The organism is Hymenobacter gelipurpurascens (genome assembly GCF_900187375.1).
GTDB lineage: Bacteria > Bacteroidota > Bacteroidia > Cytophagales > Hymenobacteraceae > Hymenobacter > Hymenobacter gelipurpurascens.
This window is the reverse complement of record NZ_FYEW01000002.1, coordinates 1,216,929-1,229,127: the sequence shown is the minus strand read 5'-3', so window position 1 is coordinate 1,229,127 and position 12,199 is coordinate 1,216,929. Positions and strand designations below refer to the sequence as shown.

The 12,199-nt window shown below is 60.6% G+C and carries 10 protein-coding genes; 5 read left to right on the top strand and 5 right to left on the bottom strand.

Features of this window, described 5'->3' with window-relative positions:
• Positions 1–15 precede the first annotated feature (15 nt).
• The 3 genes from CFT68_RS17025 to CFT68_RS17015 form a co-directional block, all read right to left on the bottom strand.
• A complete protein-coding gene (locus CFT68_RS17025; protein ID WP_088844720.1) occupies positions 16–342 on the bottom strand; it encodes a hypothetical protein in 327 nt (108 codons plus the stop codon).
• A 154-nt stretch (positions 343–496) separates the two neighbouring features.
• The gene (locus tag CFT68_RS17020) at positions 497–3,100 is read right to left on the bottom strand and encodes an ABC transporter permease (protein WP_245815424.1); all 2,604 of its coding nucleotides are present in this window, start codon (positions 3,098–3,100) and stop codon (positions 497–499) included.
• Positions 3,097–3,801: an ABC transporter ATP-binding protein gene (locus CFT68_RS17015; protein WP_245815423.1), complete on the bottom strand. Its 705-nt coding sequence runs from the start codon at positions 3,799–3,801 to the stop codon at positions 3,097–3,099. The genes CFT68_RS17020 and CFT68_RS17015 overlap by 4 nt, the downstream gene beginning before the upstream one ends.
• A 158-nt stretch (positions 3,802–3,959) precedes the next feature.
• Between CFT68_RS17015 and CFT68_RS17010 the strand changes: the two genes are divergently transcribed.
• The 5 genes from CFT68_RS17010 (at position 3,960) to CFT68_RS16990 (ending at position 9,075) form a co-directional block, all read left to right on the top strand.
• Positions 3,960–4,676 (top strand): arylesterase, encoded by a 717-nt coding sequence (locus CFT68_RS17010; protein ID WP_088844718.1) that lies wholly within the window; start codon positions 3,960–3,962, stop codon positions 4,674–4,676.
• Between the two features lie 144 nt (positions 4,677–4,820).
• On the top strand, positions 4,821–6,206 hold the full coding sequence (locus tag CFT68_RS17005) for an ethanolamine ammonia-lyase subunit EutB (RefSeq protein ID WP_088844717.1): 1,386 nt from the start codon (positions 4,821–4,823) through the stop codon (positions 6,204–6,206).
• Positions 6,207–6,237: 31 nt separating this feature from the next.
• Positions 6,238–6,603 (top strand): VOC family protein, encoded by a 366-nt coding sequence (locus CFT68_RS17000; protein WP_088844716.1) that lies wholly within the window; start codon positions 6,238–6,240, stop codon positions 6,601–6,603.
• A gap of 57 nt (positions 6,604–6,660) precedes the next feature.
• Positions 6,661–7,437 carry an ethanolamine ammonia-lyase subunit EutC gene (gene eutC, locus CFT68_RS16995; protein ID WP_088844715.1) on the top strand — a complete coding sequence of 259 codons (777 nt, stop codon included), beginning with the start codon at positions 6,661–6,663 and terminating at the stop codon, positions 7,435–7,437.
• Between the two features lie 135 nt (positions 7,438–7,572).
• Positions 7,573–9,075: a M28 family metallopeptidase gene (locus CFT68_RS16990; RefSeq protein ID WP_088844714.1), complete on the top strand. Its 1,503-nt coding sequence runs from the start codon at positions 7,573–7,575 to the stop codon at positions 9,073–9,075.
• A 223-nt stretch (positions 9,076–9,298) separates the two neighbouring features.
• On the opposite strand, the gene CFT68_RS16985 is transcribed toward CFT68_RS16990, so the two are convergent.
• Together CFT68_RS16985 and CFT68_RS16980 are read right to left on the bottom strand one after the other, a co-directional pair.
• Positions 9,299–9,574, bottom strand: coding sequence for a hypothetical protein (locus CFT68_RS16985; protein WP_088844713.1), 276 nt, complete (start codon positions 9,572–9,574; stop codon positions 9,299–9,301).
• Between the two features lie 82 nt (positions 9,575–9,656).
• Complete coding sequence (locus tag CFT68_RS16980; protein WP_088844712.1) at positions 9,657–12,164, bottom strand: DUF5686 and carboxypeptidase-like regulatory domain-containing protein; 2,508 nt, start codon at positions 12,162–12,164, stop codon at positions 9,657–9,659.
• Positions 12,165–12,199: the final 35 nt, after the last annotated feature.

The window sequence follows — 12,199 nt, the reverse complement described above, 5'->3', positions numbered from 1 at the left end:
GCTAAGCGCCTTGCCTTAGTTGGTTGGGTCAGCCTTTACTTTCGACTTGCGCTTCTTGTCTTTGGCCTTCACTTTGGCGCCGTCTTTCGTGTCGGTAGCGGTGCTTACGCCGGTACCCGACTGGGTCTCAACGGTAGTAGCCGGAGTCGACATGGTAGCGGCCGGAGTCGTGGTAGTAGTAGTCGACGACTTGGTGGTTTCAGTAGTAGCTGGCGTCGTCTGGAGAGTACCCTGAGTAGGGGTAGTAGTTTGCGACTGCGTGGTTGTGGTCGTGCTGGTTTGAGCGTTAGCGGCAGTAACACCACCTACGAGGAGAGCAGCAACAGCGAGTAATTTTTTCATGGGGAAAGGGGGTTAGGGGCATGAAACAATACCGAGAAACAAAACAGTTTCCTGTAGCGCTTCGGCTAGCCTTTAACGCAACAGGCAGGCAGTTGTTGCCCAAGCCGTATGAAATAATTTAGAAAATTATAAGATTACCTAGAAAAACGGCCATTCAAGCCTCTCCGCGCAGAATTTCCAAGGGTGGGCGAGTGAGTACATCCCGGCTATTGAGTAGGCCAATAAGCACCGTTAGGGCGGTAGTAAGGGCCGCCAACACCAGCAGAGGCAGCAGCGGCGGCACAAAAGCTACTTCGAATACCCAAACGGCCAACGCCCAGGCCGCCACCACGGCCAGCAGGAGCCCGGCCACGGCCGCCAATAGGCCTAGCAGGGCATATTCCACCAGCGTGATGCGCAAAATCTGGCGGCGGCTGGCCCCCAAGGTGCGCAGCAACACGCTCTCCTGCACGCGCTGGTAGCGGCTCACCATCACGGAGCTAATCAGGACCACCACGCCCGTGGCAATGCTGAACAGGGCCATAAAGCGAATCACGAAGGAAATCTTGCTGAGAATATCGTCTATAGTCTGGAGCACTAGGCCCAGGTCGATGGCCGACACGTTGGGAAAGGCCGCCACCAGGTCGCGCTGCACGGCGCCGAGCACCTGGTTGTTCGGGACGCGCGTAAGGAACACATGAAACTGCGGGGCCGGCTCCAGCACTCCGGTCGGGAATACCACCAGAAAGTTGGTTTGCACGCGGCTCCAGTCAATAGTGCGGGTGCCGCAGAGGATGGTAGTGAGCGGGGCGCCCTGCACATTGAAGACGAGCGTATCGTTGAGCTTCAGCTTGAGGCGCTGGGCAAAATACTCGTCCATGGAAATTCGCGGAATCTTATCGGCTCCCACGTAAGGTGCTTTTCCGGCGGCCAGGGTTTCGGAAGCCGGATTGAGCGTATCGCGGTAGGTGACGCGGTATTCGCGGGTGAGGCCGCGGGCCGGTGGGCCGTTGGTGGTATCCTTTTTCAGCTCCGATATGGTGCGGCCGTTGATAGACGCCAGGCGCATCGTCACGATGGGAACCTGCTGCAGAATGGGCAGCCCGCGCCGTTGCAGCAACTGGCCTACGCCCGCTTTCTGTTCGCTCTGGATATCAAATAGCACCAGGTTTGGCTGATTGCCGCTGGCCGAGAGCTGCACCCGGCTCAGCAGTAGCCCTTGCATGAGGTAGAGGGTAGCCATCAGAAACACCCCCAGGCCAATGGACACCGTAAGCAACAGCGTCTGGTTGTTGGGCCGGTACAAATTGGCGAGCCCCTGGCGCCACACATAGCTCCACGAAGCCGGAAAGAAGCGACGGACCGCATACCGCAGCCCCTGCCCTAGGCCAGCCAGCACCCCAAACGCCACCAGAATACCAACGGTAAAGCCCAGAGCCAGCTTGATATCCCGCGTCTGCAGGTAAGCAAACCCCAGCATAAACAGGGAAATCAGGCCAAACACCACCAGCCGAAGCGGGTCGGGCCGGGCCGTGTCTTCCTCATAGGAGGCCCGCAAGGTGCGCAGCGGCGATACACGCCGGATACTCAGCAGGGGCAGCAGGGCAAACAGCACCGCCACCAGCAGGCCCGTAATTACCCCTTGGCTCACCGCCTTCCACGAAATACTTGTAGCCACCACTACCGGCAGAAAACCAGCAAACACTTTAGGCAGTAATAGCTGAATGGCCGTGCCCAGGGCCGCGCCCACTATCGCGCCCACCAAGCCCATGAGGGCCGTTTGGAGCAGATATATAAATAAGGCTTGACGTCCGCTGGCCCCCAGGCAGCGCAGCACGGCCACGGCCGCCACTTTTTCGCGCACATACAGGCTCACGGAACTCGCCACGCCCACGCAACCGAGCAGCAGAGCCACAAACGCCACCAAGTTCAGGAAGCGGGTGAGGTCGGAGAAGGCGCGGCCGGTTTGCTGCTTGCGGCTGGCCACGGTCTCGGCCCGGATATTTTCCTGGCTGGGAAGATCCACTAATGGATCGCGGAGCCGCTCGGCGGGCACCCCCGGCCGCAGCTTATAATAAGCGCGGTACTGCACCCGGCTGCCGGGCTTGATGAGCTGAGTGCGGGCGAGCAGAGAAGCGGAGTCGGGCTGCCCCGAAACGGTAAGCTGATAGTCGCCGGGAATGAAGACGGTAGGTGCTACCGAAGCATTGAAGTCTGACTGGCCGGGTGTTTTTCGTACGCGGCCGGCAATCCGAAACACTACTCGGCCCACCTGAATGGAGTCGCCGACGCGGGCGGCAAACTGGATAAGCAAGGCATCATCAACCAAGGCCACGGGTAGGTTGTGGCGCCAGGCTTGTCGGAATTCCTGTACGGCCGAGGTCGGTTCCGTCAGCCAGGTGCCGTAGTAGGGAAAGTCGCCGGCCAGGGCGCGCACCTGTGCGAGGCGCACCCCATTCCCTTTAGGAAACTGAACCAGCGAGGGAAAAGCAGCTTCCGCGGTAGCCGTCTCAATGGCCGGGCCAATCATCGGCTGGAATTCCGGCTTAAGCGGCTGGCTCGCCGACAGTACCAAGTCGGCGCCCAGCAGCTCTTGCGCCTGCTCATCAATAGTGCGGGCCAGATTATCACCAAACCCATTGATGCCCACCAGCGCCGCAATACCCAGCACAATGGCCGAGATGAACAGCAGCAGGCGACTCCGGCTGCGACGGCTGTCGCGCCAGGCCATGCGCCAGAGCCAAGCCGCCCCTGGCCTAGCCGAAGGAATCTGGCTCATAGGGCAGAAGAGGAAGTAGGGGCTGAAATGGGGGCGCCGGAATCAGAAATCATGGCGCCGCCCTTAATCCTGACTACGCGCTGGGTTTTGGCCGCTAGCTCTAAGTCGTGGGTCACGAGCACGAGCGTGGTGCCGGCCTCACGGTTTAGCTCAAACAGTAGGTCTACTACCGTGGCGCTGGTTTCGGCGTCGAGGTTGCCGGTGGGCTCATCGGCAAACAGGATGGTAGGCCTATTGGCGAAGGCCCGCGCCAAGGACACGCGCTGCTGCTCTCCGCCCGAAAGCTGGGTAGGGTAGTGGTGGCCACGCCCGGCCAGGCCTACGCGCGCCAGCAACTCCTGGGCCGCCCGGGCCGAGCCTTTCTCGCCGCGCAGCTCCAGCGGCACCTGCACGTTTTCGAGGGCCGTGAGCGTGGGCAGCAGCTGGAAGTTCTGGAAGATAAAGCCCACGTACTGGTTGCGCACGGCGGCGCGCTGGTCTTCCGACAGCGTATCGAGCAGTACGCCATTGAGCCACACGCTGCCGGCTGTGGCTCTGTCGAGGCCAGCGCATAGGCCTAGCAGGGTGGTTTTGCCGCTGCCCGAAGGCCCGACGATGGAAAAGGTGTCGCCGGCGGCCAGCTCGAAGCTGACGGATTCCAGCACAGTCAGGGCCTGGCCGCCACTGGAATACGACTTAGTGAGGTTTTCTACTTTGAGCACGAAGGATGAGCTAATGATCTGTTTTCAGTTTCCTGTTGTGAGTTGCCAGCAGGAACGGTACTATCAACCGGTAACCGACAGCTGGCAACTGATATAGCAAACGAATTAACCTTCCGTTTACTTTCTTTCGTTACGCAACTAGTGAAAAGACTTCCTGCATGAAAACTGTTTTGTCCTTAGTAAGCGGCGCCCTTCTGAGCGTCCTTGTCGGCTGTACTTCCGATTCGCAAACCGCTACCCAAGCGGCCGAAGCTCCTGCCGCTGCCGCCACTCAAACGCCAGCTGCCCCGCGCAACGCAACTCCGCAAACCATCCTGTTCTTCGGAAACAGCATCACGGCGGGGCTGGGCGTGGAGCCGGATGAAGCTTTTCCGGCGCTCATCGGCCAGAAGCTCGACTCGGCCGGACTGGCCTACACCATCGTGAATGCCGGCCTGAGCGGCGAAACCACCGCTGGTGGCCGGAGCCGCGTGGGCTGGGTGCTGCGCCAGCCGGTGGCCGTGTTTGTGCTGGAACTAGGGGGGAATGATGGCCTACGGGGCCTGCCGCTCACCGACACGCGCCGCAACCTGCAAGCCATCATCGATACGGTGCGCCGCCGTAGCCCCGAGGCGCAGATTGTGCTGGCCGGCATGCAGATTCCGCCCAACCTCGGCCCCGACTACGCCACGCAGTTCAAAAAGCTCTACGCCGAAATAGCCCAGAAAAACCAGGTGAAGCTTATTCCTTTCCTGCTCGAAGGGGTAGGTGGAGTAGCCAAATTCAACCAGCGCGACGGTATTCACCCCACGCCCGCTGGCCACCGCCTAGTAGCCCGCAACGTGTGGACCGTGCTGCAGCCTATGCTCCGGCAGCCTGCAGCGGTGGCCCAGTAAGCCAGAATTTAGGCAGTTCTTCCATCGGGAGCCTCAAGGTGCGGGGCTGGGCGGAGGCGCTAGGCCTGTACTGCCTGCGGAGTAAAGAGCTGCCTGCCTCTGTGCCGTTTGTAGAAGCTGAAGCGTACTGATCAACAAGTTTCTATGGCCTACCAACACACCATTCGCAGCCGGGTCTACACCTTCCCCGATCTAAAGGCGCTGCTGGCCAAAGCCTCCCCACTTCGCTCTGGCGACGAGTTGGCTGGTGTGGCTGCCACCAGCTACGAGGAGCGCGTAGCCGCCCAGATTACCCTGGCCGATGTGCCCCTGAAAGCTTTCCTGCAGGAAGCAGTGGTGCCGTATGAGCAGGACGAAGTCACGCGCCTCATCATCGATGCGCACGATGCCCAGGCGTTTGCGCCCATCAGCCACTTCACCGTAGGCCAGCTCCGCGACTGGCTGCTGTCTGATGTTGTAGGCCAGCCGGAGCTGCAGCAGGTGGCCTACGGCCTGACGCCAGAGATGGTAGCGGCCGTGAGTAAGCTGCTGCGCAACCAGGAGTTGATTGCCGTGGCTCGCAAGTGCGAGGTCGTAACCAAGTTCCGGAATACGCTGGGGTTGCGCGGCCGCCTAGCCACGCGCCTGCAGCCCAACCACCCCACCGACGATGCCCGCGGCATTGCAGCCAGCCTCGTCGATGGCCTGCTCTACGGCAGCGGCGACGCCGTACTCGGCATCAACCCCGCCACCGACAATCTGCCCACCGTACGCAACCTGCTGGATATGCTGGATGCCGTGCGCCAGCAATACCAAATTCCCACCCAAACCTGCGTGCTCTGCCACGTCACCACCACGCTCGAACTCATCCGGCAGCAGGCCCCCGTTGATCTGACGTTTCAGTCTATCGGCGGCACTGAGACGCTCAATGCCAGCTTCGGCGTGAGCCTGGCGCTCCTGCAGGAAGCCTGGGAAGCAACCCTGAGTTTGGGCCGGGGCACCCTGGGCCAGAACGTGATGTACTTCGAAACGGGCCAGGGCAGCGCGCTTTCGGCCAACGCCCACCACGGGCTAGACCAGCAGACTTGTGAGGCGCGGGCATATGCCGTAGCCCGCCAGTTTCAACCGCTGCTGGTGAATACCGTGGTCGGTTTTATCGGCCCCGAGTATTTATATAATGGCAAGCAAATCATCCGGGCCGGACTGGAAGACCACTTCTGCGGGAAGCTGCTAGGCCTGCCCATGGGCGTTGACGTGTGCTATACCAACCACGCCGAAGCCGACCAGGATGATATGGACACCCTGCTCACGCTGCTAGGCGTGGCGGGCTGCAATTACATCATGGGCATCCCAGGCGCCGATGATATCATGCTTAACTACCAGTCTACTTCCTTCCACGATGCCCTTTACTTGCGCCGTGCCCTAGGCCTCCGCCCCGCGCCCGAGTTCGAGGCATGGCTGCAGCAGCAAGGTATTTTCAGCGAAGACAGACTGCTGCTACCAGCTCCGGACCAGCACCGGCTGCTGGGCGTGGGCGGGTTAAATAATTGAAGAAAAACGCCTACTTAAATCGCCAGACGATATGAATCAAAAAGCTATTTCCATCCGCGCCTTCATCGGCGCAAAAGACTTTGCTGTCTCGCGAAGCTTCTACCGCGCCTTCGGCTTCACCGAAACCGTCCTGTCTCCGGCCATGTCATATTTTGCCCTGCAGGGCGTTGGCTTCTACCTACAGAATGCGTACGTGCCAGACTGGGTGGATAACACTATGCTATTTCTGGAAGTCGAGGATGTGGAAAAGTACTGGGCTGAGTTAGAAGCACTTGATTTGCCCGGTCAATTCAAAGGAGTAAAGGTGTCGGCTATTCGCTACGAGCCCTGGGGCAAAGAGGGCTTCCTGCATGATCCCTCGGGGGTGCTCTGGCACATTGGCGAGTTTAAAAAATAAGGCGATTCGGCTCTCTTAGGGCTCGGTTATAGAGTTGATACCATGTAAGTTGTTGGTATGTCCCCCGATTTGCCTTCTGCCCACACTCAGCCCCCGGCCCCCGACCCCTGGAGTGGCCTACGCGCCTTCACGGCGGCCCGCATCGCGCTGGGTCGCGTTGGAACGAGCGTGCCGCTGCAGGAGGCGCTGGCGTTTCGGCTGGCCCACGCCGCTGCGCGTGATGCCGTGTACTCCGCTCTTGAGGTGGAGAAGCTCACGACTGGCCTAGCGCAACTCTCGGTGCGCGTATGTGTCGTCAGGAGCCAGGCTGAAAACCGCCCGCAGTACCTGCAACGCCCCGACCTGGGCCGCCGGCTGCACCCCGCGTCCCGGGAGCTGCTGCTAGGCCACTCGATGGCTCCTTCCGATGTGGCCGTTATTCTGGCCGATGGCTTATCGGCCGCGGCCGTGCAGCAGCATGCGTTACCAGTGTTGCAGCTCCTGCTGCCGAAGCTGCAAGCAGCCGGCTTCAGGCTGGCTCCGGTAGTAGTTGCCGAACAGGCCCGCGTGGCCATCAGCGACGAAATCGGGCAGGTACTGCAGGCGCAGCTTGCCCTTATTCTGATTGGTGAGCGGCCGGGGCTTAGCTCCCCGCACAGCCTGGGGGCCTACTTCACCTACGGCCCCCGCCCTGGCCTCACGGATGAAGCCCGCAACTGCGTCTCCAATATTCGGCCTGAAGGCTTAAGCTATGCGCTGGCCGCCGATAAGCTGTTCTTTCTGCTGCAGGAAGCCCTGCGCCGCCAGCTTTCGGGAGTACTATTGAAAGATGAAATGGGGCTGCTCGATGCCTGATACCCAGCCAGTGGGCTCGGACTTCTTTAGTCGTCTTACGTACGCACTCCTACCAATTGCTTTTGACGCTATCTTCCGGGGTCTTAAGGAGTTTGTCGTCTTCTACTGGCTCTAGGCCACTTTTCCCCTCTGCCTATGCGTTTTCTTACTCTGTTGCCGGGCGCGGCTCTTGCGCTAGGCCTATTGGGCGGCTGCGCCAAAACACCGTCGGCTAGCACCGGCGTGGCCGGTCCTACTGCCCCACCAGCCCTGGAAGCCATCCGGGAAACCGAAATCCGGCGCGACCTTTTTTCACTAGCCAGCGACAGTATGCGGGGTCGCCGTGCCGGTACCGCCGATGAGCTGCGCGCCGCCGTTTGGGTAGCTGAGCGCGCCCGCGCCGCTGGCCTAGAGCCTGCCGGCGACGATGGCACCTACTTTCAGTTCTACCCCCTGCGCCGCATCACGGTGGCTGCTACCTCGCGCATGAGCCTCAATGGCCGGACGCTGGGGCTTTGGAAGGAAGCCTGGATAACCGCCCCCATCAATGCCCGCCTCGATGGGCCCGTTGTCTGGCTGAACTCCCTGGCCGACACGGTGCGCCGTGATTTGCGCGGCAAAATTGTGGCTCTGCCGCTGGTGCCGCCCACGCCGCTGCCCGTCGCCAACATCAGCCTACGGAGCATGCGCTATGCTCTGGCCGCTATCGGTCAGCAGGGTGCTGCGCTGCGTTTGCGTGGAGTAGCGGGCATTATTCTGGTGGCCGATGCGCCTACTGAGCCCAGTTTGGAGTTTATAGGCCACCGCTACCAGGATGGGCAGTACCTGCTGCCGTCTATGCCGGTGCCGGCCGCCCCGATTCCGGTTTTGCTGGTTCGACAGAGCCTGACCGCCGCACTGCGGGCGCCCAAAGCCCGCTTTCAGGCGGAACTGGGCATGAATGATTTCGAGTATCCTTCCATTAATGTGGTAGCGCGCGTGCCGGGCACCGATCCGGAGCTGCGCAAGGAAAACGTGCTGTTCAGTGGCCACCACGACCACGACGGCATCGGGACGCCCGTGGCCGGCGACTCCATCTGGAACGGCGCCGACGACAACGCCACCGTAAGCGTGGCCCTGCTGGCCATCGGGCGGGCCTGGAAACAGCGGCCGGGCGCCCGCTCGGCGTTATTTGTGTGGCATGGCGCCGAGGAGCGTGGCCTACTGGGCTCCCGCTGGTTTGTTGATCACCCAACCGTGCCAAAGGCGTCCATTGTGGCCGTGCTCAATGGCGACATGATGGGCCGCAACGCCCCCGATTCGGCGGCGTTGCTCGGCTCCACGGCTCCGCACCGCAACTCCCAGGCGCTGGTAGATATGGCGCTGAAAGCGAATCAAGGTGTCAGCAAATTCACTCTTGACAACTCCTGGGACGACGCCAAGCACCCCGAAGGCTGGTACTTCCGTTCCGACCACCTGCCCTACGCCCGCGCCGGCATTCCGTCCCTGTTCTTCACCACACTGCTGCACCCCGACTACCACACGCCCCGCGACGAGGCCTCGCGCATTGATGTGGCAAAGCTCACCCGCATGACGCGCTGGATGTATGCCACCGGCTGGGCCGTATCGGCCACGCCCCAGCGCGTAACCCAAGACCCCGATTTCAAGCTGGAGCGCTAGGCCACTGTCTTCTGTGAAATTGATATGAAACGTCATGCTGAGCGGAGTCGAAGCATCTCTACCGCTTTCTAGGCCAGTAATTTAGCCAGAGGTAGAGATGCTTCGACTCCGCTCAGCATGACGTTATGAGGAAACAACGGTTGTATATCACCACAAAAAAGCCCGGCCTTCTCACTAGGAGAAGGCCGGGCTTTTTGCTTTAACAGTAGCTACTAGGTCAGGCTTAGTTCAGCCAAACGGTCAGCAGCATCTCGAAACGGTGAGGCGCATAGGCGTTGTAATACGGGGCTTCACCCTCGAAGCCGAGAACGTGCACCAAAGGAATGCCTTCGGTGTGAGAATCGACTACCCGAACGGGGTAGAGGTGGCCTTCTTCGGGCCAGTCGCCTACGTGGTTGTAGGGGCGCTGGCTGGCATCAACGCAACGGGCGTAATCCACGAAGGGGGCATGACGGGTGGCTTCCGCCAGAGACAGGTTGGCAACTTCGTACTTGGGCATATTGAGTCTTTCTACAAGAAAACCGCCTTTTTGATTCAATTGCGGCGCACAAAATTCGCGCCACTAGTTGGCAGTCTGATGGTTAGAGCTTGAACTGGAAACTCACTTTCACCCCAAAGGTACGCGCTCCGGGCGAGTTGCGGTACGTGAGGCGATGGATGAAATCTACGCGGGCCACCCGGAAGATGTTCTCCACGCCGTAGCCCACCTCGGCATACGGCGTGCGGCCCAACGACTGAAACGAGGGCAGCGGCCCGCCGTTCACAGGGTCTTCGGTGGGGTTGATGCGGCGGTTGGCCTCGCTCACGCTGCCCCACAGCACATTGCCGGTGGCTACCAGGCGCCAGTTGAGCTGCTTGATGGCCGGAATGGAGTTGAGCAGGAAACCATCGAACTGGTTCTCTACCCGAAACGAGACATACCGGTCGCTCACGAACTCGAAGTAGCGCATCAGGTTAAAGGCCCCGCTATTGTAGAACGGCGACTGGTTGCCGAGGTGCGACTTCAGCAGTGGGTAAGGCACCGTACTCGGAATGTAGCCCGCGTCAAGGCGGTAATCGGCGCGCCCTACCTGGCCTAGTCGAACGCTTTGGTCAATGAGTAGGTTGATTTTTTGGTAGCGGAAGTCGCTGCCCAGCAGCTTATCAAGGCCTACCGTGTAGCGCACCGTAAACACCGGCCACCGTTTCAGGCCAATGGCCGTGCGGCGGTTCTGGTTGTTAGGCAGCAGCACTTCGTCGCGGGCATACCGCGACTCCACCATAATTTCCGACAGGTCGAAGTGGTCGTCGGTGGGAGAGCCGGGTTGCTGCTCCTGGGTGTAGTAGGCAAACGGGTACAGCGGATTGAAGCTCTGGCGCCGGAACATCACGCGCTGCGTGAAGCCTCGGAACAAGTCGGTCTGCACGGCCAGCGTGGTCAGGTTGCGGCGCAGGGGGCGGCTGGAGCTGATGTTGCCCAGGCGCGCCGAGGCCTCGAACAGCGGGTTTTCCAGGGCGTAGTCATTATCGAGGAGGGCTACCTGATCGAGGTCGTGGCGGTGCTCGAAGTTCACCACCGTCCAGTGCTGGCGGTCCACAATGCGCTGCACCCGAAGGCCATACTTAAAGCGGCCGTCGCGGGTGCCGTAGGCCAGGTAGGGCCGTAGTAGCCAGTCGCGGCTGAACTCTGGCGTGGTCCGGAAGCCCACTCGGAAGCGGTTGCCTTCAATATTATTAAAGCTATAGGCCGTAAGAATTGGGCCCCAGTCAATTTTGCCCGCCCGGTAGTAGCCATTTACCGCAATATCGGCCACCTCCAACAGGTTGCGCATGGCCGGCAGCTGCCGCACCGAGTCCAGCACCTGCAGCGTGGCCTGCTCCTGCTGGCTCAGGGAGTCGGGCCGGTTTTGCTCGAAAAACCCCTGAGGCACCTCAAACGCATCGGCGGCAGTTTCCAGGGGGCGGTCGTAAAAAGCCAGCGGCTTAGGCTGGTTGGCGCTGAAGTTGGTATTGACGATGGTGAGGTGGGCCAGAATACCGGTGCTGCCTTTGGTTGGCTTGATGCCTACCACCACCGCCGTGCGCCGGGGCAGGCTCGGCCCCGCCGCCGAGGGAAGCAACTCCTGCTTCACCCGGATCTGGTCAATAAAGTTGAGGTTAGCCTCCGGGCTCACCACCAGATCTACCTGGCGCAAAGCGTATGTGTCGGCCGTAATCCAGATGGTGCCCACAAAGGCCAGGTCCTGCGGGCGGCGCGGTTTCACCCCAATCTGGTAGCAGTAATCCTGGCCTACCAACACTGAGTCCAGCAGCTCATATTCGTAGGTGAACTTCCAGCCCTCGGCAATAGGCGAAATAAAATCCTTGCCCAGCAGCTGCTGCCAGTTGGGGTAGAAATCCCAGTCCTGAAACGAGGAGCCCAGAATCTGGGAAGTAACGGAGCCTTCCCGCGGTGCCGCGCCGTGCAGCTGCGTCTTCCTGATTTCTTCGCGCTTACGCAACGGGCGGTTGAGCTGGTAGTAGTGCGAAAGCACTTCGGAGGCAAAAAAAGGCACAATGGGCTTACCACTGGCGTCGCGGGGCAGGCCCGCGCTATCGGCTACCTGCACCATCTGGCGCAGCAGCTTGCGGCGGCTAAGCTGGTCGGGCAGATTGTTGAGCGCTACCTCGGTGCGGCTGTAGCTGTCGAACTCGAAGGCCTCCAGACTGCGCTTGTTGTTTTGAGGCTTATGCTCCTGCACCCGCCGCAGAATCCGGTAGGCCGGATTCTCATACGGCCGCACCACTACCTCGCCTAATGAAACCGAGCCCGAGCCCAGCACAAAATTGACGGTTTGAGTGGTTAGGCCACTCACGCGCTTTTTTAGCGTGGTGAAGCCAATAGCCGAAGCCCCCAGCGAATCAACCGGGGCAGTGGCTTTCAGCTCGTAGCGGCCTTCCACATCGGCCGTAGCTCCCTGCCCGGAGCCCGGCACAAACACCGACGCAAACGGAACCGCTTTGCCCGTGGCAGCTTCCGTCACGCGGCCTTTAAACAGCAGTTGTTGACCTACAATAGGGTTCACGCCTACCAGCAGCAGAAGCAAAAGCAGCAGGTAAACGGTTTTCATTTCGTGAAAATTAGTGGGCCGGATAGTAGGGATAT